This window comes from Streptomyces sp. NPDC003300, assembly GCF_040610915.1.
Lineage (GTDB): Bacteria > Actinomycetota > Actinomycetes > Streptomycetales > Streptomycetaceae > Actinacidiphila.
Genome location: NZ_JBEXNE010000004.1, coordinates 187697 through 209584 on the forward strand (window position 1 = coordinate 187697; position 21888 = coordinate 209584).

The following is a 21888-nucleotide window of genomic DNA, read 5'->3' on the forward strand; positions in this document are numbered from 1 at the left end:
ACCGCGCGCAGGGCCGTGGGGCGGACGCGCGCAGGGCCGTGGGGTGGACGGGCGGACGGGCGCAGGACCGTACGGGCAGCCGCGCGCGGGACCGTACGGCCTGCCCACGCGCACGACCCTGCGCGGATCGCCGCGGGTCAGCCGGTGACGAGGTCGCGGCGGCGCAGCCCGGCCAGGCCGGCCGCGAGGGTCCCGGCGGCCACGAGTATCAGCCAGGCGTACGGCGTCGCGGTGATCTCGCCGCCGGGCAGCTTCGGCACGTGGGTGAACGGCGACAGGTCGAGCAGCGGCTGCGGCAGCCGCAGCACCGGGCCGAGCTGGCCCATCATCACGAAGAGCCCGAGCAGGCCCCAGGCGGCCGTGGACGCCCTCGGGAGCAGGCCGAACAGCAGGGTGCCGAGCCCGATCAGCACCCACACGGCGGGCGCCTGCGCGACGGCCGCCCCGATCAGCCGGGGGACCTGCCCGCCGATGTCGTCGATGGCGCCGCCGTAGGCCAGGCCCATCAGCAGGCCGCCGGTGGCCAGCAGGACGACCGTCCCGAGCAGCGCGTGGACGAGGTGGCTCGCGGCCCAGCGCACCCTGCCGACCGACTGGGCGAGCACGGCCTCCGCGCCCTGCCCGGTCTCCTCGGTGCGCAGCCGCAGCACGCTCTGCACGGCGAAGACGGCGGCCATGATGCCGAGCAGGCCCATCGCGGTCGACAGGAACGCGTCGGTCAGGCCCTGGTGGCCGCCCATCCGCTGGAAGATGTCGTCCACCTGGCCGTTGCCGCCGATCAGGTCCCCGACGGAGTCGGTGACCGAGCCGTAGACCCCGCCCGCGACCGCCAGGCCCGCGGCCCACGCGTACAGGGTGCCGCGCTGCAATCGCCAGGCCAGGGCGAGGGGTCCGTTCAGCGAACGGGCCGCCCGCGCGGGTCCCGGACGGGCGGGCAGCAGACCGGCCCCGGTGTCCCGGCGGGCGACCAGCGCGTACGCGGCGCCGCAGGTCAGTACGGCGAAGGCGGCGGCGGGCAGCAGCACCCACCACGCCTCGTCGGCGTACGGATGGAGGTGTTCGAGCCAGCCCAGCGGCGAGATCCACACCAGGGGCGAGGAGGAGTCGGTGGTCGCGGCGTCCCCGGCGGCGCGCAGCAGGAAGGCGCCGCCGAGCACGGCTCCCGCGACGCCCTTGGCGAGCCGCGCGGTCTCGGTGACCTGGGCGGTCACCGCGGCGACCCCGGCGAACATCATGCCGCCGACCGCGAGGGCGAGGGCGAGCGCGACCGAGCCCGTCAGGCTCTGGCCGAGCACGGTCATGCCGCACAGCACGACCAGGGCGATGGCGACGTCGGCGGTCGCGGCGGCCGACAGGGCGGCGGTGAGCGGGGCCCGGCGGTCGACCATGGTCGCGCCGAGCATGTCCTGGCGGCCGGTCTCCTCTTCCTCACGGGTGTGCCGGACGACGATCAGCATGCTCATCAGCCCGGTGAGGGACGCGCCGAGCACGCCCATCCGCCAGCCGGTGAGCGCGCCGATCGTGTCCCAGTCGTAGATGGGTCCGAAGAGCGCGCGCAGCGGCGCGCTGGCGTTGGTGCTGCGCGCGAGGTCCGCGCGTTCGGCCTGGTCGCCGTAGAGCGTGCGGAAGGAGGCGGCGGTGCCGATGACGGACGCGGCCAGCACGTACAGCCAGGCCGGGATCATCAGCCGGTCGCGGCGCAGGGCCAGTTGGGTGAGGGCGCCGGTGCCCGCGAAGCCGCTCATCGGGGCGTCGCCTTACGCGGACCGGTCGCGGACGGCGTACCGGATGCGGTCGTCCCGTCGGGTCCGGATGCGGGCGTACCGGTCGCGGACGGCCTGTCGGGTCCGGACGGCGTACCGGCCCGGCCCTCGGCAGCCGACGCGTGACCGTCGGCGTCCGGGTCCTCGTAGTGCCTGCGGAACAGCTCCTCCAGGGTGGGCGGGCGGCTGGTGAGGCTGCGGACGCCGGTGTCGGCGAGGGCGCGCAGCAGGGCGTCGAGCTTGTCGGTGTCGGCCTGGAGGGTGACGTGGTGCCCGCTGACGTCCACGTCGTGCACGCCGGGCAGTTCGTCGAGGCCGCGCGGTGGGGCGGCCAGCTCCGCGGTGACGCTGGTGCGGGTCAGATGGCGCAGCTCGCCGAGGGCGCCGGTCTCCACGGTGCGGCCCTGGCGGATGATGCTGACCCGGTCGCAGAGCGCCTCGACCTCGCTGAGGATGTGGCTGGACAGCAGCACGGTCGCCCCGCGGTCCCTGGCCTGCTCCACGCAGCCCTGGAAGACCTCTTCCATCAGCGGGTCGAGTCCCGAGGTCGGCTCGTCCAGGATCAGCAGGTCGGCGTCCGAGGCGAAGGCGGCGACCAGGGCGACCTTCTGCCGGTTGCCCTTCGAATACGCGCCGCCCTTCTTCGTCGGATCCAGCTCGAACCGGTCGAGCAGTTCCTGTTTCCGGCTCGCGGCACCGCCGTCGCCCCGCTCGCCGGTCTCCCCCCGCCCGCGCCCGCGCCACCGCCCGCGCACAGCGCCTCCGCCGCCCCCGCCGCGCAGTCTGCCGAAGAGGTCGATGATCTCGCCGCCGCTGAGATTGGGCCACAGCGTGACATCGCCCGGCACGTAGGCGATCCGCCGGTGCAGGGCCACCGCGTCCCGCCACGGGTCGCCGCCGAGCAGCCGGGCCTCGCCGCCGTCGGCTCTGATCAGGCCGAGCAGGACGCGGATCGTGGTGGACTTCCCCGCCCCGTTGGGACCCAGGAAGCCGTGCACCTCGCCGGTGCGGACGGACAGGTCGAGTCCGTCGAGTGCGTGTGTGCGGCCGAAGGTCTTGTGGAGCCCGGCCACCATGATTGCGTCCGTCATGCTTGTGAAGCTACAGTACATTCAGAAATTTGTGAAGATGACGAAGCGGATAAACTTCACTCAGCGTGACGTGATCGGATCGGACGAGGGGGGCGGCGGCCATGGCGGACCCGCGGGACGAAGAGAGACCTGCGGAGGTGCTGACCTTCATCGAGCGCTTCGCCGCCGAGATGGTCGAGGCCGGAATGCAGCGGATGGCCGCCCGGGTCTTCTCCGCGCTGCTCGTGTCCGAGAACGGCGCGCTCAGCTCCGCCGAGCTGAGCGAAAGGCTCCAGGTCAGCCCGGCCGCGGTCTCCGGCGCCGTGCGCTACCTCGCCCAGGTCGGCATGGTGCACCGCGAGCGCGACCCCGGCTCGCGCCGCGAGCTGTACCGGGTGCACCACGACCAGTGGTACGAGACGTTCACCAGCCGCAGCGGCGTCCTCGCCCGCTGGGAGAACACCTTGCGCACCGGAATAGACACCGTCGGCGAGGAGACGGACGCGGGTCAGCGGCTCGCCGAGACCGCCGCCTTCTTCGACTTCCTGCAAAGGGAGCTCGGCGCGATGATGGACCGCTGGCGGGAGCACAAGGCCACGATGTGACGCGCGGCCCGCTGAAACGCTCCTGCCGCCCTCAGCGCGGCACCGTCAGCCGCCACGCCGACCGCTCCACCGTCCACGTACGGCTGCGCACCGGCCCGGTGACGGCGGAGTCCGCGCGGTAGCGGAAGTCCCGGCCCGAGACGGTGATGGTCCGCGCCTGCGCGCGTACGTGCTCCGCGCCCTCCGTACGGCGGACGAAGACCTCCGCCACGCCCGACGGCGAGGTGCGGACCGAGATCTCCTGCACCGGCTGGTCCAGATCGGCCAGCAGCACACCGTCGGCCTCCACGCGCAGCCGTTGCCGCGGCTGCTGGCCGTTGACCGGGATCGGCGCGGTGAGGGTGCGGACCAGGGAGCGGGCGGTCTTCTCGACCGGCGTCCACCAGTGCGCTGCGGTCTGCGAGACCGGGGTGCCGCACGGGATGCTCAGCGTGCCGAGCACGATCCCGCCGCTCTCGTCGACCAGCAGGTCGAGCTCCCGCTCGACGCCGTCGAGCACTGCCCGCGCCGCCGCCAGCACCTGGCCCGGCACCCCGAGGCCGCGGGCCAGCGCGGACCGCGGCCCGATCGGCACCAGCGCGACCGGCGCCTCCCCGAGCGTGCGGTCGCGGTGCAGCGCGCGCACCATCCGCAGCAGCGCCGCGTCGTCGCCGAGCACCACAGGGTGACGGCGACCGCGGTGCGCCAGCGCGCGCTCCGCCTCCTCCGCGGAATCCGGGACGCAAACTTTTACGGAGTACGCGCCCGCGCACAGGACATCTTTGGCGATCCGCACGGATTCGCCGTCGACCGCGCGTGCCGCGGGGTCGATGACCAGGAGCAGGGGGTGCCCCCGGTCGGAGTCCGGGGGAGGATGCCCAGGAGACACGGCCGACACCTTGGTCCTTCCTCAGGTAAAATCTCGGTGCAAGAGCCCCTTGCGCCTTTGCGTCAGGGGCTTCGTCTATTCCGGGGCAGGTTCGACGGCTCTCTGCACGTTGGACATGCCCCGCCCGGAAGGGGTGTACGCCTGTGCCCGCACTTGTGCTGCTCGGTGCTCAGTGGGGTGACGAGGGCAAGGGGAAGGCCACCGACCTGCTCGGTGGCTCCGTGGACTATGTGGTGCGATACCAGGGCGGCAACAACGCCGGCCACACGGTCGTCGTCGGCGACCAGAAGTACGCACTGCATCTCCTCCCCTCCGGAATCCTGTCACCGGGGTGCACCCCGGTCATTGGGAACGGTGTCGTCGTCGACCCGGCGGTCCTGCTCTCCGAGCTGAGCGGGCTGAACGAGCGCGGTGTCGACACGTCCAAGCTCCTGATCAGCGGTAACGCGCACCTGATCACGCCGTATCACCAGACCATCGACAAGGTGACGGAGCGGTTCCTCGGCAACCGCAAGATCGGCACCACCGGGCGCGGCATCGGCCCGGCCTACGCCGACAAGATCAACCGGGTGGGCATCCGCATCCAGGACCTGTTCGACGAATCGATCCTCCAGCAGAAGGTCGACGCGGCGCTCAGCGAGAAGAACCAGGTGCTGGTCAAGCTCTTCAACCGGCGCGCGATCAGCACCGCCCAGGTCGTCGAGGAGTACCTCGGCTACGCGGAGCAGATCAGGAGCTACGTCGCCGACACGACCCTGATCCTCAACAACGCGCTCGACGAGGGCAAGGTCGTCCTGATGGAGGGCGGCCAGGGCACGCTCCTCGACGTCGACCACGGCACGTACCCCTTCGTCACGTCGTCCAACCCGACGTCCGGCGGCGCCTGCACCGGCAGCGGTATCGGCCCCACGAAGATCAGCCGGGTGATCGGCATCCTCAAGGCCTACACCACGCGTGTGGGCTCCGGGCCGTTCCCCACCGAGCTGTTCGACGCGGACGGCGAGCGACTGCGCACCGTGGGGCACGAGTTCGGCGTCACCACCGGGCGCAACCGGCGCTGCGGCTGGTTCGACGCGGTCATCGCCCGTTACGCGACCCGGGTCAACGGCCTCACCGACTTCTTCCTCACCAAGCTGGACATCCTCACCGGCTGGGAGCAGATCCCGGTCTGCGTCGCGTACGAGATCGACGGCCGCCGGGTCGAGGAACTGCCCTACAGCCAGTCCGACTTCCACCACGCCAAGCCGGTCTACGAGTACCTGCCCGGCTGGACGGAGGACATCAGCAAGGCCAAGTCGCTCTCCGACCTGCCGAAGAACGCGCAGGCGTACGTGAAGGCGCTGGAGGAGATGTCGGGCGCCCCGATCTCCGCGATCGGCGTCGGCCCCGGCCGTACCGAGACGATCGAGATCAACTCGTTCCTCTAGAACGGCCCCAGGCCCCAGGCCCCAGGCCCCGGTTCCGGTTCCGTAGGTAAGCCCCGCTCACCCAGGTGAGCGGGGCTTACCTGTGTCCGTACGCGGTCAGTGGTCGACCTTGGTGTACGTCAGCGGCGCCTTGCTCGTGTCGAGGTTGTCGCGGCGCAGATGGGTGTCGTCCACCAGGGTGAGCGTGGTGCCGTCGCCGGGGCTGCACGAGGACGCGGGCGTCCCCGTCACCACCTGCGACGGGCTCAACTCGACCGGCGGGCCCACCGAGACGACGTGCATCGACCAGAAGCAGGCGTAGGAGGCGCTGTCGCCCGACAGTTCCACGGAGCCGTCCGCCTTCACCGTCAGCGTCCGGGTGTTGTCGCCCGCGTCGTCACTGGTGAAGGAGGTCCGCCAGGTGCCGACCATGCCGCTGGGCACCGCCGCGTTCGCGGGGTCCGCCTGGCCCGGCGACGTCCGCGCGGGACCCGAGACCGGCGGGGACGTCGGACCGGTGGGTGTGCTCACACCGGGGTCCGGATCGGCCGTGTTCTTCGTGCCCCCCTGGCCCGCGATGTACGCCGTCACGCCGCCCGCGACGACCACCAGGGCGACGATCGCCGCGATCAGCGGCCCGCGCCGCGTCTTGCGCGGCCCGCCCGCGTCCGGCCCTGCCGCCTGCGGTTGCGTGTACGTCGGCGGGGGCGGCGTCGGACCGGCCGGTGCCGCACCGGCCGGGGGCGCGTACGAGCCGTAGGTCGGTGAGTACGCGGTCGGCGGCGGTTGCCTGACCGGGGTCGCGCCGTCGGTGCGCGCGCCGGTGCCCGAGAGGTGGCCGGGGTCCGCCCGTGTCGGCGTGGGGGCGCCCGGTCCGCCCGCGGCCACGACCCCCACGTCCAGCTCCGTGGGCGTGGGGGACTCCGCCGCCGCCTCCACCTCCAGCAGCCGCACCGCGTGCCGTCCGAGCTGCGCCACGATCGCGCCGGACAGCCACGGCTCGGCGGTCGAGTCCTGCGCCGCGCTGTCGTCGCTCCCGCCGTCCGCCTCGCCCAGCCGCTCCAGCACCCGCGCCAGCGAGGGCCGCTCCTCGGGCTCCTTCACCAGGCAGGCGGCCACCAACTCGCGCAGCCCGTCGGGCACTTCGTCCAGGTCGGGCGGCTCCTGCACGATCCGGAACATCTGGGCGTGCACACCGCTGGCCGCCGCGCCGAACGGCTGGAGACCGGTCGACGCGTAGGCCAGCACCGAGCCGAGGCAGAAGATGTCGCAGGCGGGCGTCACCCGGTCGCCGCGCACCTGCTCGGGCGACATGAAACCGGGGGAGCCCACCATGGCGCCGGTATAGGTGAGGGAGCCGCCGTCGACGACCGTCTCCAGGGCGCGCGCGATCCCGAAGTCGATCACCCGGGGACCGTCGATGGTGATCATCACGTTCGAGGGTTTGAGATCGCGGTGCACCAGACCGGCGGCGTGGATGTCGCGCAGCGCGTGCGCGAGCCCGGAGGCGAGCACCCGCACCGAACGCTCCGGCAGCGGACCGTACTCCTTGACCACCTGGCTGAGCGAGGGCCCCGCCACATAACCGGTCGCCACCCACGGGACCTCGGCCTCGGTGTCGGCGTCCAGCACCGGCGCGGTCCACTTCCCGCCCACCCGGCGCGCGGCCTGCACCTCACGGCGGAAACGGGTGCGGAATTCCTCCTGGGACGCCAGTTCGTCGCGGACCAGCTTCACCGCCACCGTGCGCCCGCGCTCGGAACGCGCCAGGTAGACGATGCCCATCCCGCCCACCCCGAGCCTGCCCAGGAGGCGGTACGCGCCGATCGACCGCGGATCGCCGGACCTCAGCTCGTCCATCGTCGCTCTTCCCCGTCCCGCTCCGCACTGTGCGGCTCCGTCCCGGCACCGCGCCGCCGCCCACCCGTACGGCGAAGAATAAGCGTATGAACGGCAGGGGGTCAGAGGTGTTCCCCGTTCCGCTCGCCGCGCATACGCGTACGGGCTTCGCATATCGTGTGCGGCAGTCACCCGCGCGTACGAACGTACGAATCACCGGAGTACGTGGGCGCGCGCGACGCACAAGGACGACGAAGGAGACGGCATGCCGGACGGCGGCGTATCGCCTGTGCGGCGCAGCAGTCTGCGCCAGCAGATCGCCGACGCCCTGCGCGACGAGGTGCTGACCGGACGGCTCCAGGCCGGCCGCCACTTCACCGTCAAGGAGATCGCCGAGCTGTACGGCGTCTCCGCGACCCCCGTCCGCGAGGCCCTGGTCGACCTCGCGGCACAGGGACTGCTCGAAGTCGAGCAGCACCGCGGCTTCCAGGTCCGCCGTTTCACCGCGCAGGACTTCCGCACCCTCACCGAAGCGCGGCTCTTCGTCGTCGAGGCGTCCTTCCGGCGGATGGCCGAGGTCGGCATGGGCGACGTGCCGCCCGACGCCGTCGCGTCCGTGCGGCGCCGCGCCGAAGCCGCCGCCCGCGCCGCCCGCTCCGGTGTCCTCGACATCCTCATCGGCTGCGACCTGCGCTTCTGGCGCGAGTTGACCGCCCTCGGCGGCAACCCGCACATCTGCGAATTCCTCGACCGCATGCGCACCCAGACCTGGATCTACGCCGTCCCCCACCTGCGCGCCCTGCACGACACCGCCGGGGTCTGCTGGTCCGACCACGTCGCCCTCGTGGACGCCGTCGCCGCCCGCGACACAGCGACCGCCCGGCAGCTCACCCTGGAGCACAGCGACCACACCAGCGCCCTCATCGAAAAGCTCGTCCCCGCCCGGCCATGACGCGACCGGCGCGGGCGTTTTAGGCTGTACGCCCCCGACCGGATGGAGTGTTCGTGGCCTGCGACTTGTGGCTGGTGCCCCTCGTGGACGTGCTCTGCCACAGCCCGGAAAACCCCTTCTCCGAGGAACTCGCCCGATACGACAAGGCGTTGAACGACGCCGGACAGCCGCCCGTCCCCGTCTACAACTACATGCCGGGGCTGTCGGGCGACGTCGGCCCGATCGCGTGCTTCGACTACGACGCCCTGCACTTCCTGCGCCGCGCCTATCTGCTCAGCCTCCAGGGGCTCGAGGTCACCCCGGTCGACGCCCTCGGCGGCGACTACGAACAGCTCCTGGAGATGTTCGAGGCCACCGCCCAGCGGTCGCACCTGGTCTGGCACTACGACCACGCGGGCGCGTACGTCCCCCTCGACTTCCCCCAGCCCGTCGTCAACGACGAACTCCTCGAAGGCGGCGGCCCCCTCGGCTCCAGCCACGGGCTGCTGCGCGAACTCGAATTCGTGGCCCCCGTCATCGGCATCGACCCCGCCAACCCGCCGCTGCCGCCCGCGCCGCCCGAACACCACACCACTCTTGAGGAGCCGGCCGTCTCACCGGTCGTGGGCAACGGGCCGTTCGCGCGGGAACACCACGTGTGGCTCGGCCTGCACGCGGCGGCGACGCGGAGCCTGGGCCAGGGCTCGATGATCGTCTTCAGCTAATCGCACCGGGCTACTTAGTGAGCCGCACCGGGCTCCTTGGCGAGCCGCACCGCGCTGCCTGGCGAGCCGCACCCGGCCACCCCGGCCACTTGGCGAGCCGCCCCCGGCTACCTCGGGCTCTCCGGCGGCCGTTGGCGCGGCATGTTGGGGCGCGTGCTCGGGTGCGCCAGGCGCGGACCCGGCGACGGCTCCTGGCGGCTCGGCCACCAGGCGGCGGACTGGGTGCGCAGCGGAGCGCCGGAGGTATGGCCGCCGAATTCGACGATCCAGTCGGACGTCTCCATCCGGACGAGGTCGGCGAGGTCGTCGCAGAAGCGGCGCAGGATGGCCAGACAGCGTTCCGCGGCCTCGGCGGCGGTGCCCTCGGTGGGGCCGAGGACCTCGCGGACGCTCTCGGAGGCCCAGTCGAAGCGCAGGGACTCCAGGCGGCGCTGGACGGCCTGGGCGGTGGCGACGTCGCGCATCCACCCCGAGGTCAGGCCGAAGAGGCGGTCGGTGCCGAGGCAGACACCCGCCAGGAGCAGCGCGAGATAGCCCCAGCTCGCGCTGGTGTCCGCGGTGCCGGTCAGCTCCACCAGCGGCAGGGCGGCGCCGGCGGTGCCGAAGAGGACGGCGCCCAGACGCAGGGCGCGGGCGGCGCGGCGCTTGCGGATACGGTCGTCGAGGTACCAGTCGGCGGTGCGCAGGGCGCCCGTCTCGGCCCAGCGGTACAGCTCCGCCAGGCGTTCCGCGGGCTCGCCCCAGTCGCCGAGCGGGAACGGCAGCGCCCGCAGGTCCTCGTGCTGATGGTGCAGCGCCCGCCGCTGAGGCTCGTCCCGAGGTGCTTCCTCGGGAAACATGTCCGGCTGGCTCACTGCACGCTCCCTCGTATGGCCCCAAGGGCCCCTCGTGGACCTCATATGCGGCTTTCGGCACCGGATGTCCGGCCCGGTGGTGAAGCACTCTTCTTACCGCCGAACGGCTGAGCGCGGGGTAGCGATCTCCGGATATCCGCCCATACGGGCAGCGTGATCAGGTATAGGCCGATGAATGCGGTCGCTCGAAAGAGTGAGGGCGGCCCGCCGCCCCGCGGCCCACTACCCTGGTGCGCGTGAAGGTCCTTGTCATCGGCGGCGGCGCCCGCGAACACGCCCTGTGCCGCTCCCTCTCGCTCGACCCCGACGTCACCTCGCTGCACTGCGCGCCCGGCAACGCCGGAATCGGCGAGGTCGCCGAGCTGCACCAGGTCGACGCCCTCGACGGCGCGGCCGTCGCAGAACTCGCCGTCTCCCTCGGCGCCGACTTCGTGATCGTGGGGCCCGAGGCCCCGCTGGTCGCCGGGGTCGCCGACGCGGTACGGGCCAGCGGCATCGACTGCTTCGGCCCGTCGGCGCGGGCCGCGGAGCTGGAGGGCTCCAAGGCGTTCGCCAAGGACGTGATGGCGGCGGCCGGGGTGCCGACCGCGCGCAGTTACGTCTGTACGACGGCCGACGAGGTCGACGTGGCGCTCGACGCCTTCGGCGCGCCCTATGTCGTCAAGGACGACGGGCTCGCGGCGGGCAAGGGCGTGGTCGTCACCGGCGACCTGGCCACCGCCCGCGCGCACGCGCTGAGCTGCGACCGGGTGGTCATCGAGGAGTTCCTCGACGGCCCCGAGGTGTCGCTGTTCGCGGTCACTGACGGCGAGACGGTCGTACCGCTCCAGCCCGCGCAGGACTTCAAGCGGGCGCTGGACGACGACGAGGGCCCCAACACCGGCGGGATGGGCGCCTATTCGCCGCTGCCGTGGGCCGACCCCAAGCTCGTCGACGAGGTCGAGCGGACCGTGCTCCAGCCGACCGTGGACGAACTGCGCCGCCGCGGCACGCCCTTCGCGGGCCTGCTCTACGCCGGTCTCGCCATCACCTCGCGCGGTGTGCGGGTCATCGAGTTCAACGCGCGCTTCGGCGACCCCGAGACGCAGGTCGTACTCGCCCGGCTCAAGACGCCGCTGGCCGGACTGCTGCGGGCCGCGGCCACCGGGCAGCTCGCCGCCTTCCCGCGGCTGCGCTGGAGCGACGGCGCGGCGGTGACCGTGGTCATCGCCTCGTACAACTACCCGGACACCCCGCGCACCGGCGACCCGATCTCCGGGCTCGCGGACGTCGCGGAGAAGGACGAGCACGCGTACGTCCTGCACGCGGGCACCCGGGAGGACGACGGGCGGATCGTCAGCGCGGGCGGCCGGGTGCTGTCGGTCACCGCGACCGGGTCCGACCTCGCCAAGGCCCGTGACCGGGCCTACCGCGCGGTCGACCGGATCGGTCTGGACGGTGGCCACCACCGTACGGACATCGCCGCGAAAGCGGCCGGTCTCTGACCAAAGCCACTCCAAGGAGTGATGACTCGGCCATAAGGCTGACTCCTTCCCGGCGCCGAACTAGGGTGCCCCGAAAGCGCACTGCGGGACATTGCGGCAATCAGCCGTACGGCCATTGCGATGTCCGTGGGCGGTGCGACAGTGGGGGGAGGCCGCCATCGGGGCGGTCACCACAGCGCAGGGGGTGAGTCGCCGATGGCCGGAGAAGCAGGTGAGGCGGTCGCGCGCTCCCGTGCCCTGGCGGTGCTCCGGGTCCGGGGCGCCGCGCTCGGCGCGGCCCTGCTGCCCGCCGCCGTCGCCGTCGTCCTGCACGCGGGCGGCGCGACCGGCCGGATCGGCTCGCGCTGGGACGGTGTGCGCTGGGGGATGACCGGTGGCGCGCTGGTGGTGCTGCTGGTCGCGGCGGCCGTCGCGGCGGTGATCGTACGGGCCAGGCCCGCGGTCAGTCCCGCGGTGCCGGTGGCCGAGACCGCCGCGCCCGACCTCTACCGGATGGTCCGCGACCTGGCGGAGCGGATGGAGGTGCCCGCGCCGTCGGCGATAGAGCTGACGCCGGACTGCGACAGCTGGCTGGAGGAGCGCAGGGCCGACCGGCCCGCGGGCCGCAAGGCCAGGAAGGCCGCCAGGGAAGAGGGCAGGCGGACCGCGCCCGTGCTGGTGATCGGCTCGCCCTTCATGTGGTGGATGCGGATCGCGGAGCTGCGCGCGCTGCTCGCGCCCGTGGTGGCAGGCACGGGACCCGCCGCCGATCCGGAGATAGCGGCCGCCCGCCGCTTCGTGCGCGGCCTCGACGCGGCGGCCGGAGTCGCCGCGCACGGCCGCGAGGGCACTGTGCTGCTGCGACCGGTGTTCGGCGTCCTCGGCTGGACGGTCCGGCTGCTGCTGAACGGCTGCCGTGTCCATGTCGCCGAGATGGAGCGGGGCGTCGCCGCCTCCGCCTCCGAGCGCGCGCAGGCCGTCGACTACGGGCTGCGGATCGTCGCCCAGGAACAGGTGGGCCTGGCCTACGCGGGCTGGGACCGGCTGCTCACCCGCGTCGCGCTGCCCGCCTGGCGGATGGGCCGCTGGCCGTCCCGGCTGGACGCCGGGGTGGTCGCCGCGCTCACCGAGCTGTCCCGGCGCGACCGGCTCGCCGACGGCTTCGAGACCCGGCTGGGCGAACGCCCGGCCTGCGATCTCCTGGAGGAGCCCGGCGCGATGGACGAGGCCGTCTCGCTGCTGGCCGCCCGGCTCTTCCACGCGGGCCCGCAGCGGCCCGGCCCCGACTGGGCGCCGGTGAGCTGGAACGGCTATCCGGACGAGGTCGTCGACCGCATCTGGCGCACCGAGGCCGCCCGGCTGATACGCGTCCTGGACGAGGTGCCGCCGCCGGAGCCCGGCATCGCCGCCGCGGCCGAGGAAGAGGACGAGGGACCGGCCGCGATCGGCGGCGGGCGCCGCAGCGGCCTGCTCCTCGGCGACCGGGCCATGACCGGGCCGACCGCCGCCGCCCGCACCTCGGCGGCGGAACGGGCCGCCGCCGCGCTCGCCGACGAGCCGGGCCGCGCCACCCTCACCCGCGTCATCGACCGGCTCTCACGCGGCGGCAGCGAGGAGCTGGCCGCCAGGATCGGCGCGCTCGCCGCCCGCGACGAGGCGGCTCGGCACGCCGCGACGGCCGAGAACGCCAAGGGCGGCGGCGGAACCGGCGGCGGAAACGGTGGCGGAACGGGCGGCGGTACTGAGGAAACCCCCGTGCCCGTCTCCCCGTTGCTGCCGCCCCGCACCGGCCGTGAGCTGCTGACCGACCACGTCACCGCCGTCGTCTGCTGCGCCGCCGTGGACACCGCGGGCGCCGACGCGGGCCTGGACTGGCTGGACGGCCCCACGCTGCTCGTCGGCGGCGCCCGTCGGGCCGATCTGACCTGGCCGGTGCTCCGCCTGGTCGAGAACGGCGACGCGGCACCGCTGCGCTCCTGGCTCAGGGCCGTCGGCGTCCGCCCCGACAAGCCGATCCGGCTGGTGTGATCAACCGACGTAATGCGCCGTCGTGATCGACGGGCGTGACCCGTCGTCGTGATCGACCGACGTGACGCGCCGTCGTGACCAACCGACGTGACGCGCCGTCATGATCAACCAATGTGACAAGCGCCACGTCGCCCCCGCGCGAGCGCCGTCCGGGGGCGACGCGTTTCGGCCACGACCGCACACCGCCCGGCACCGCCTCGCGCACCGCCCCGCGGCGCGCCTCGCGGCGCGGAACCCGCCCGGCTTCTGGCCCGTACCGCCCGCTCCCGACCGCTCGGAGCGCGCGGCGCGACCGCTTGACCTGGGTCATGTGACGTTCACCACACGCCGGTTGACCGAATCTGCTTCACTCGTCGCCCGATCCGTTCCGATAATTCACCACGAACGGTAACCGGTGCGGTGCTTTCTGTGATGTGCTGGGTATGTGCGCCGCACTATTGCACCGCATGGGTGAACCACGGGTGGAGCGGGGAACCGCGGGAGCCGGCGCGGCCGGGGATCGGGTGAGGGAGGGGCTTCGATGAGTACGGACCAGATCCGACGGTGGGAGTCCGGAGCGCATGCCCACGGGGTCTCCGACCCCTTCGGCCAGGGCCCGCTGCCCTGGCTGCGCGGCGCCTCCCAGTACCTGGACGACGACGGCCAGGTCGTCCCCTGGTACGTCGACCTGGCCGTGAGCAGCGGCGACGCCGCGCACCGCCCGCGCTTCCCCGGACCGCGTACCGCCGACGACGTACGCCGTCAGATCAAGGGCTTCGCCTCCGCGGGATCCGTCGTGCCCGGCGAGGCCATCGACTTCCGGATCACCGTGGACCCGCCGCAGGAGTTCACGGTCGACGTCTACCGGATCGGCCACTACGGCGGCGACGGCGCCGCGAAGATGTCCGCGAGCCCCCGGCTGTCCGGCATCGTCCAGCCCGCGCCGCTGGCCGCCGGAAGGACGGTTTCCTGCCACCACTGGTGGCAGTCCTGGCGGTTGCAGATCCCCACGTACTGGAACACCGGCGCGTACGTGGCCGTCCTCACCACCGCCGACGGCTACCGCAGCCACGTCCCCTTCACCGTCCGCGCCACCCACGAGGCGGACCTGCTCCTGCTGATGCCCGACGTGACGTGGCAGGCGTACAACCTCTACCCCGAGGACGGCAGGACCGGCGCCAGCCTGTACCACGCGTGGGACGAGAAGGGGCAGCTCCTCGGCGAGGAACAGGCCGCCACCACCGTCTCCTTCGACCGCCCCTACGCGGGCGCCGGGCTCCCGCTGCACATCGGCCACGCCTACGACTTCGTACGCTTCGCCGAGCGCTACGGCTACGACCTCGCGTACGCCGACGCCCGCGACCTGCACGCGGGCCGTATCGACCCCACGCGCTACCGCGGCCTGGTCTTCCCCGGCCACGACGAGTACTGGTCCAAGCCGATGCGCCGGGCCGCCGAGACCGCGCGCGACGCGGGCACCTCGCTGGTCTTCCTGTCGGCCAACACCATGTACTGGCAGGTCGAGCTGGCCGCGTCCCCGGCCGGGGACGCGGACCGGCTGCTGAGCTGCCGCAAGCGCCGCGGCGACAACAAGGGCCGCACCGCGCTCTGGCGCGACCTCGGCGAGCCGGAACAGCTCGTGCTCGGCGTGCAGTACGCGGGCCGCGTCCCCCAGCCGTCGCCGCTCATCGTCCGCAACGCCGAGCACTGGCTGTGGGAGGCCACCGGCGCCACCGAGGGCGACGAGATCGACGGCCTGGTCGCGGGCGAGGCCGACCGCTACTACCCGCGCGCCCCGCTGCCCGAGAGTATCGAGCGCATCCTGCTGGCCCACTCGCCGTACGAGTCCACCGACGGCCGCCGCTGCCACCAGGAGACCTCGCTCTACCAGGCCCCCAGCGGCGCCTACGTCTTCGCCTCCGGCACCTTCGCCTGGTCCCCGGCGCTCGACCGCCCCAACCACGTCGACCCGCGCGTCCAGCGCGCCACCGCCAACCTCCTCGACCGCATCTGCAAGCACGACTGAGGGGTGGGTCCGCCGGAGCCTGCGAGCCGGAGGCGGCGCGCCGGGTCCAAGCCGCCGGAGGCGAGCGGGCGGCGAAAGGAGGAGCCCCCGCGCGCTCCAGCTGTCCCGATAAGCGAGAATCGGGAGCTGAACCGCCGAGTGGGGAGGACGACCCGTGTCCGGATTCGTCGAGAAACCCGAGCCTGTCCAGGTGCCGGGACTGGTACATCTGCACACTGGCAAGGTGCGCGATCTGTACCAGAACGCGGAGGGCGACCTGGTGATGGTCGCCAGCGACCGCACCTCCGTCTACGACTGGGTGCTGCCCACCGAGATCCCCGACAAGGGCCGGATTCTCACGCAGCTCTCGCTGTGGTGGTTCGACCTGCTCGCCGACATCGTGCCCAACCACGTGATCTCCACCGAGCTGCCCGAGGGCGCCCCCGCGCAGTGGGCGGGCCGCACCATGGTGTGCCGTTCGCTGCGCATGGTGCCGGTCGAGTGCGTCGCACGCGGCTATCTGACCGGCTCCGGCCTGGTCGAGTACAACCGGGACCGTACGGTGTGCGGTCTCGCGCTCCCCGAGGGCCTGGTGGACGGCTCCGAGCTGCCCGCGCCGATCTTCACCCCCGCCACCAAGGCCGAGGTCGGTGAGCACGACGAGAACGTGTCGTACGAGGAGGTCGCCCGCGAGGTCGGCGCCGAGACCGCGACGCTGCTCCGGCAGACCACGCTGGCCGTCTACGGCAGGGCCCGCGACATCGCGCGGGAGCGGGGCATCATCCTGGCCGACACGAAGTTCGAGTTCGGTTACGACGAACAGGGCACGCTGGTCATCGCCGACGAGGTGCTGACCCCCGACTCGTCCCGCTTCTGGCCGGCTGACCTGTGGGAGCCGGGCCGCGCGCAGCCGTCCTTCGACAAGCAGTTCGTCCGCGACCACCTCACCGACCCGGCGCTGGGCTGGGACCGCAACGGCGAGGAGCCGCCGCCCGGCCTGCCCGCCGAGGTCGTCGAGCAGTCCCGCGCCCGCTACGTGGAGGCGTACGAGCGCCTCACCGGCACCGCCTGGTCGTAGCACCCCGGCGCGGAAGCGGAGAGACGACGAAGGCCCCGGTCGTGGTGACCGGGGCCTTCGCGATGCTGGAGCGGACGACGAGATTCGAACTCGCGACCCTCACCTTGGCAAGGTGATGCTCTACCAACTGAGCCACGTCCGCAGGCCGTGCAGACACTGTACCCGATCGGACGCGGCCATTAGAAACCGATATATCCCGCCGCCCCGTGACGCGCCGAGCGGACGCCCGGCGACGCGCCGAGCGGACGCCCGGGTACGACGAAGGCCCCGGTCGTGGTGACCGGGGCCTTCGTGACGCTGGAGCGGACGACGAGATTCGAACTCGCGACCCTCACCTTGGCAAGGTGATGCTCTACCAACTGAGCCACGTCCGCATTGCTGCGGCCACTCTATCCGATCCATAGGACCGGCCGGAGCGACCAGAGCGGGCGACAGGAATTGCACACTGCCCCTCCCCCCTGGAAGGGGGGCGCTCTGCTACTGAGCTACACCCGCGTGACCTCCGCTGACCTGGCCTTTCCGGCCCTGCCCTCGGCGTGCTCCACACACTAGCGGAAGGGTGGGGGTGGCTGTCCAGTCGGCACCACCGCCCCCGCCCGTTCGCCCGGCGGTTGTCAGTGAGTTGTCGCGGAACCGTCAACTGGCCTTGTTGAACGCTTCGTAGACCTTCTTGGGGATGCGCCCGCGGGCCGGGACCTCGAAGCCGTTCGACTGCGCCCAGGCGCGGACGGTGGCCGGGGTCGGGGCGATCGGCGTGCGCTTGTAGGCGCGGCCCGAAAGGGTGCGGCGGCGGCCGGCCTCCACGTAAGGAGCCAGGTCATTGCGCAGCTTGTCCGCGTTCTGGGACGAGAGGTCGATCTCGTACCACTGACCGTCGACGCCGAATGCGATGGTTTCCGCCGCTTCTCCGCCGTCCAGGTCGTCGGCGAGGGTGACCAGTACGCGTTGCGCCATAGGGATGTGGTCCTTTCGTACGCCATCGGCCTTGCCGGGGCCCGGCGATCGCACGCGGCCCGTGTGTCGTGGCGGTCGCGAGCGGGAACGGTCGCGACCGGACGCCGGGCCCCGGTGTCACGGGTGGGCCGACAAGTCGAGTGTCGACAAGTTTTCATTTGTACGATGCCACGAAATGGGCACCGCGTGATACATCGTGACACCTGTTAATTCCCCCGGGTGCCGCTTCGTAATCGGGACCCTATGTTTCACCTACGGGTTTCCCCAAGCATTTCGGCGGCCGATACATAAACGTGATCAGTGATCTAGGGGTGCGCTAGGGGTCGCGTTCATATCTACTCGCGTAGATTTTCGCACCGGGTACGCTGAGAGAACCTCACGCACCACACCACCGGGAGTGCAAGTGGCACGCGTCGTAGTCGACGTCATGCTCAAGCCGGAGATCCTCGACCCCCAGGGCCAGGCGGTGCAGCGAGCACTGCCGCGCCTGGGCTTCGACGGGATCTCCGACGTCCGCCAGGGAAAGCGCTTTGAACTAGAGGTCGAGGGGCCGGTCGACGACGCCGCCCTCGCCCGCATTCGCGAGATGGCGGAAACCTTTCTCGCGAACACCGTGATCGAGGACTTCGCCGTAAAGGTGGAGTCGTGACTGCGCGCGTTGGCGTCGTCACATTCCCCGGCACGCTCGACGACCGTGACACACAGCGCGCCGTCCGGGTCGCGGGCGCCGAAGCCGTACCGCTGTGGCACCGTGACAAGGATCTCCAGCAGGTCGACGCGGTGGTTCTGCCGGGCGGCTTCTCGTACGGCGACTATCTGCGGGCCGGCGCGATCTCGCGTTTCTCGCCGGTGATGGAAACGATCATCGAACAGGCGAAGGCCGGAATGCCGGTTCTCGGCATCTGCAATGGGTTCCAGGTGCTCACCGAGTCGCATCTGCTGCCAGGCGCGATGCTGCGCAACAACCACCTCCACTTCGTCTGCCGCGACCAGAAGCTGCGGGTCGAGACCAGCGCCACCGCCTGGACGTCGCAGTACGCGGACGGCCAGGAGATCTCCATCCCGCTGAAGAACATCGACGGCCGCTACACCGCCGCCGAGCGGGTGCTGGACGAACTGGAAGCCGAGGGCCGGGTGGTCTTCCGCTATCTGGACGGCAATCCGAACGGGTCGCTCCGTGACATCGCGGGCATCAGCAATGCCGCGGGCAATGTCGTCGGCCTCATGCCGCACCCCGAGCACGCCGTCGAGCCGCTGATCGGCACCGGCCGCACCGACGGCCTCGGATTCTTCACCTCGGTCCTGAAGAAGTTGGTCTCCGCATGACCCTCGATACCGTCAAGCACGCCGCCGAGACGCCCGAGGCCGGGCAGCCGTGGAAGGAACTCGGCCTCAAGGAGGACGAGTACGCCCGGATCCGCGAGATCCTGGGCCGCCGCCCGACCGGCGCGGAACTGGCGATGTACTCGGTCATGTGGTCGGAGCACTGCTCGTACAAGTCGAGCAAGGTGCACCTGAAGCAGTTCGGCGAGAAGGCCCCGCAGACCGACGCGCTGCTCGTCGGCATCGGTGAGAACGCGGGCGTCGTGGACGTCGGCCAGGGCTACGCCGTCACCTTCAAGATCGAGTCGCACAACCACCCGTCGTACATCGAGCCCTACCAGGGCGCGGCCACCGGCGTCGGCGGCATCGTCCGCGACATCCTCGCGATGGGCGCGCGGCCGGTCGCCGTGATGGACCCGCTGCGGTTCGGCGCGGCCGACCACCCCGACACCCGGCGCGTCCTGCCCGGCATCGTCTCGGGCGTCGGCGGCTACGGAAACTGCCTCGGCCTGCCCAACATCGGCGGCGAGGTCGTCTTCGACCCCTGCTACCAGGGCAATCCGCTGGTCAACGCGCTGTGCGTGGGCGTCATGAAGCACGAGGACATCCACCTCGCGCAGGCGTCGGGCCCCGGCAACAAGGTGATCCTGTACGGCGCCAGGACCGGCGGCGACGGCATCGGCGGCGTCTCGGTGCTGGCCAGCGAGACCTTCGACTCGACCGGCCCGTCCCGCCGCCCCGCCGTCCAGGTCGGCGACCCCTTCCAGGAGAAGCTGCTCATCGAGTGCACCCTGGAGATCTTCCGCGAGCAACTGGTCGCGGGCATCCAGGACCTCGGCGGCGCGGGCCTGTCCTGCGCCACCAGCGAGCTGGCCTCGGCCGGCTCCGGCGGCATGCGCGTCGAACTGGACACCGTGCCGCTGCGCGACGCGACGCTCTCGCCCGAGGAAATCCTCATGAGCGAGTCGCAGGAGCGCATGTGCGCGATCGTCGAGCCCGACAAGGTCGAGCGCTTCCTGGCGATCTGCGAGAAGTGGGACGTCATCGCCACCGTCATCGGTGAGGTGACCGAGGGCTCGCAACTGGAGATCTTCTGGCACGGCGAGCAGATCGTGGACGTGCCGCCGCGCTCGGTCGCGCACGACGGGCCGACGTACCACCGCCCGTACGCCCGGCCGGACTGGCAGGACGCGCTCCAGGCCGACGACGCGGGGAAGCTGCCGCGGCCCGGCACCTCCGCCGAACTGCGCGAGCAGGTGCTCAAGCTGGTCGGCTCGCCGAACCAGGCGTCCAAGGCGTGGGTCACCGACCAGTACGACCGCTTCGTGCAGGGCAACACGGTGCTGGCGCAGCCCGAGGACTCCGGCATGATCCGGATCGACGAGGAGACCGACCTCGGCGTGGCCATCGCCACCGACGGCAACGGCCGCTTCACGAAGCTCGACCCGTACACGGGCGCGCAGTTGGCGCTCGCGGAGGCGTACCGCAATGTCGCCGCCTCCGGGGCCAAGCCGCTGGCCATCTCGGACTGCCTGAACTTCGGCTCGCCCGAGGACCCGGCCGTGATGTGGCAGTTCGCCGAGGCCACCCGCGGTCTCGCCGACGGCTGCCTCCAGCTCGGCACCCCGGTGACCGGCGGCAACGTGTCGCTGTACAACCAGACCGGCGACGTGGCGATCCACCCGACCCCGGTGGTCGCGGTGCTCGGCGTGATCGACGACGTCAACCGGCGTACGCCGATGGCCTTCAAGGACGAGGGCCACCTGATCTACCTGCTCGGTGACACCCGCGAGGAGTTCGGCGGCTCGGCCTGGTCGCAGGTCGTCCACGACCACCTCGGCGGTCTGCCGCCCGCCGTCGACCTCGACCGCGAGCGGCTGCTCGGCGAGATCCTGATCTCCGCGTCGCGCGACGGCATGATCGACGCCGCCCACGACCTCAGCGACGGCGGTCTCGTCCAGGCGGTCACCGAGTCCTGCCTGCGCGGCGGGCACGGCGCGCGGCTGGTCGTCCCGGACGGTCTGGACGCCTTCACGTTCCTGTTCTCCGAGTCCGCGGGCCGCGCCGTCGTCGCGGTGCCGCGCTCCGAGGAACTGCGCTTCACCGACATGTGCGGGGCGCGGGGGCTTCCGGCGGCGCGGATCGGCGTCATCGACGGCGACGAGATCGACGTGCAGGGGGAGTTCAGCATTCCGCTGGGCGAACTGCGCGCCGCGCACGAGGGGACGATTCCGGCGCTGCTCGCCTGAGCCTCCCGCTGATGTGACGGGAAAGTCCACCGGGTGCCCCGGCCGCGATGACGCGGCCGGGGCATCTGTGCGGTGTGGCGTGGACCGGCGATGGTCTTAACGGTGTGATGAACGGCTTGACGTTTTACGGGAATCGGGCGTCGTGGCAATTGCCGGAGGCGTCATAAGACGGCATGTGCCGGATCCACCCGTATGGCGGTGCTCGGGGCTGTGCGCCGTCACCCATGATCGTTTCGCGCGCTCGCACGTTGGCGCACGAAACGAGGGGAATGTGCAGTGATCACACGTAAGAACATCGCCGTGCTGCTGTCCGCCGCCGTGATGACGGCGGGTCTCGCCATGACCGGCGGGGCCTCGGCCACGGCCGCCGCCGCTCCGGCGAAGGAGAAGGTCAGGCCGGCCGCCGAGTGCGGTGTCCGGTCCGACGGCCGTCTGTACTGCGGCAACAAGGTCGGGGCCAGGGGCTTCGCGGACCGCTCCTACCGCTCGGCGACCCGCGGCACCCTGACCACCGGCTTCAACTGGTTCGTCTGCTGGGGCCACGGCGACCCGCACGCGGGCCAGAACGACATCTGGTACTGGACGCAGCTCGACAACGGCGCCTGGGGCAACGTCCCGGCCGTCGACCTCTACACCGGCCAGGACCCGGCGCCCGGCCTGCGGGAGTGCTGAGAGCGTTCGCCACTCGGGGATGACCGCCTCCCGGTGCCGCGGGCACCGGGGGGCCGGGGTGCCGGGGGGGGCGGTC

General features: G+C 72.0%; 18 protein-coding genes and 3 tRNA genes. 12 read left to right on the forward strand and 9 right to left on the reverse strand.

Annotation, left to right across the window (positions count from 1 at the left end; translation table 11 throughout):
• Positions 1-137: 137 nt before the first annotated feature.
• Together ABZX65_RS07970 and ABZX65_RS07975 are read right to left on the reverse strand one after the other, a co-directional pair.
• Positions 138-1745, reverse strand: a complete 1608-nt coding sequence (locus tag ABZX65_RS07970; RefSeq protein WP_355336115.1) for an ABC transporter permease — start codon at positions 1743-1745, stop codon at positions 138-140.
• Positions 1742-2854, reverse strand: a complete 1113-nt coding sequence (locus ABZX65_RS07975; protein ID WP_355336117.1) for an ABC transporter ATP-binding protein — start codon at positions 2852-2854, stop codon at positions 1742-1744. The genes ABZX65_RS07970 and ABZX65_RS07975 overlap by 4 nt, the downstream gene beginning before the upstream one ends.
• 101 nt (positions 2855-2955) lie before the next feature.
• On the opposite strand from ABZX65_RS07975, the gene ABZX65_RS07980 reads away from it, so the two are divergent.
• Positions 2956-3438 (forward strand): helix-turn-helix domain-containing protein, encoded by a 483-nt coding sequence (locus ABZX65_RS07980; protein WP_355336119.1) that lies wholly within the window; start codon positions 2956-2958, stop codon positions 3436-3438.
• A 31-nt stretch (positions 3439-3469) separates the two neighbouring features.
• Here ABZX65_RS07980 and ABZX65_RS07985 read toward each other — a convergent pair whose 3' ends face one another.
• Positions 3470-4315: a diacylglycerol kinase family protein gene (locus tag ABZX65_RS07985; RefSeq protein ID WP_355336121.1), complete on the reverse strand. Its 846-nt coding sequence runs from the start codon at positions 4313-4315 to the stop codon at positions 3470-3472.
• A 134-nt stretch (positions 4316-4449) separates the two neighbouring features.
• Here ABZX65_RS07985 and ABZX65_RS07990 point away from each other — a divergent pair, with 134 nt between their 5' ends.
• Positions 4450-5733, forward strand: coding sequence for an adenylosuccinate synthase (locus ABZX65_RS07990; RefSeq protein ID WP_355336123.1), 1284 nt, complete (start codon positions 4450-4452; stop codon positions 5731-5733).
• A 96-nt stretch (positions 5734-5829) separates the two neighbouring features.
• On the opposite strand, the gene ABZX65_RS07995 is transcribed toward ABZX65_RS07990, so the two are convergent.
• A complete protein-coding gene (locus ABZX65_RS07995; RefSeq protein ID WP_355336124.1) occupies positions 5830-7572 on the reverse strand; it encodes a protein kinase in 1743 nt (580 codons plus the stop codon).
• A gap of 244 nt (positions 7573-7816) precedes the next feature.
• Here ABZX65_RS07995 and ABZX65_RS08000 point away from each other — a divergent pair, with 244 nt between their 5' ends.
• Together ABZX65_RS08000 and ABZX65_RS08005 are read left to right on the forward strand one after the other, a co-directional pair.
• Positions 7817-8503 (forward strand): GntR family transcriptional regulator, encoded by a 687-nt coding sequence (locus ABZX65_RS08000; RefSeq protein ID WP_355336126.1) that lies wholly within the window; start codon positions 7817-7819, stop codon positions 8501-8503.
• 53 nt (positions 8504-8556) lie between these two features.
• Positions 8557-9207 (forward strand): hypothetical protein, encoded by a 651-nt coding sequence (locus tag ABZX65_RS08005; protein WP_188284155.1) that lies wholly within the window; start codon positions 8557-8559, stop codon positions 9205-9207.
• Positions 9208-9314: 107 nt separating this feature from the next.
• Here the strand turns inward: ABZX65_RS08005 and ABZX65_RS08010 are convergent, their stop codons facing one another.
• The gene (locus tag ABZX65_RS08010) at positions 9315-10061 is read right to left on the reverse strand and encodes an SLATT domain-containing protein (RefSeq protein WP_355336128.1); all 747 of its coding nucleotides are present in this window, start codon (positions 10059-10061) and stop codon (positions 9315-9317) included.
• A 236-nt stretch (positions 10062-10297) separates the two neighbouring features.
• Here ABZX65_RS08010 and purD point away from each other — a divergent pair, with 236 nt between their 5' ends.
• From purD to ABZX65_RS08030, 4 genes are all read left to right on the forward strand, one after another.
• On the forward strand, positions 10298-11545 hold the full coding sequence (gene purD, locus ABZX65_RS08015) for a phosphoribosylamine--glycine ligase (RefSeq protein WP_355336130.1): 1248 nt from the start codon (positions 10298-10300) through the stop codon (positions 11543-11545).
• A 195-nt stretch (positions 11546-11740) separates the two neighbouring features.
• On the forward strand, positions 11741-13552 hold the full coding sequence (locus tag ABZX65_RS08020; protein WP_355336132.1) for a hypothetical protein: 1812 nt from the start codon (positions 11741-11743) through the stop codon (positions 13550-13552).
• 520 nt (positions 13553-14072) lie between these two features.
• Entirely contained in the window at positions 14073-15557 is a 1485-nt protein-coding gene (locus ABZX65_RS08025) for a N,N-dimethylformamidase beta subunit family domain-containing protein (RefSeq protein ID WP_355336134.1), read from the forward strand.
• A gap of 154 nt (positions 15558-15711) precedes the next feature.
• A complete protein-coding gene (locus tag ABZX65_RS08030; RefSeq protein WP_355336135.1) occupies positions 15712-16614 on the forward strand; it encodes a phosphoribosylaminoimidazolesuccinocarboxamide synthase in 903 nt (300 codons plus the stop codon).
• Positions 16615-16680: 66 nt separating this feature from the next.
• On the opposite strand, the gene ABZX65_RS08035 is transcribed toward ABZX65_RS08030, so the two are convergent.
• From ABZX65_RS08035 to ABZX65_RS08050, 4 genes are all read right to left on the reverse strand, one after another.
• A tRNA-Gly gene (locus tag ABZX65_RS08035) sits at positions 16681-16756 on the reverse strand.
• Positions 16757-16912: 156 nt separating this feature from the next.
• A tRNA-Gly gene (locus ABZX65_RS08040) sits at positions 16913-16988 on the reverse strand.
• Between the two features lie 49 nt (positions 16989-17037).
• Positions 17038-17109 (reverse strand) — tRNA-Gly (locus ABZX65_RS08045).
• 141 nt (positions 17110-17250) lie between these two features.
• The gene (locus ABZX65_RS08050) at positions 17251-17568 is read right to left on the reverse strand and encodes an Lsr2 family protein (protein WP_188284161.1); all 318 of its coding nucleotides are present in this window, start codon (positions 17566-17568) and stop codon (positions 17251-17253) included.
• Between the two features lie 403 nt (positions 17569-17971).
• Here ABZX65_RS08050 and purS point away from each other — a divergent pair, with 403 nt between their 5' ends.
• The 4 genes from purS (at position 17972) to ABZX65_RS08070 (ending at position 21812) form a co-directional block, all read left to right on the forward strand.
• Positions 17972-18217 (forward strand): phosphoribosylformylglycinamidine synthase subunit PurS, encoded by a 246-nt coding sequence (purS, locus tag ABZX65_RS08055; RefSeq protein WP_093716007.1) that lies wholly within the window; start codon positions 17972-17974, stop codon positions 18215-18217.
• Positions 18214-18894, forward strand: a complete 681-nt coding sequence (gene purQ, locus ABZX65_RS08060) for a phosphoribosylformylglycinamidine synthase subunit PurQ (RefSeq protein ID WP_355336137.1) — start codon at positions 18214-18216, stop codon at positions 18892-18894. Before purS ends, purQ begins: the two co-directional genes overlap by 4 nt.
• The gene (gene purL, locus ABZX65_RS08065; protein ID WP_355336139.1) at positions 18891-21140 is read left to right on the forward strand and encodes a phosphoribosylformylglycinamidine synthase subunit PurL; all 2250 of its coding nucleotides are present in this window, start codon (positions 18891-18893) and stop codon (positions 21138-21140) included. Before purQ ends, purL begins: the two co-directional genes overlap by 4 nt.
• Before the next feature lie 276 nt (positions 21141-21416).
• Complete coding sequence (locus ABZX65_RS08070) at positions 21417-21812, forward strand: hypothetical protein (RefSeq protein ID WP_355336141.1); 396 nt, start codon at positions 21417-21419, stop codon at positions 21810-21812.
• The last annotated feature ends 76 nt before the right edge of the window (positions 21813-21888 follow it).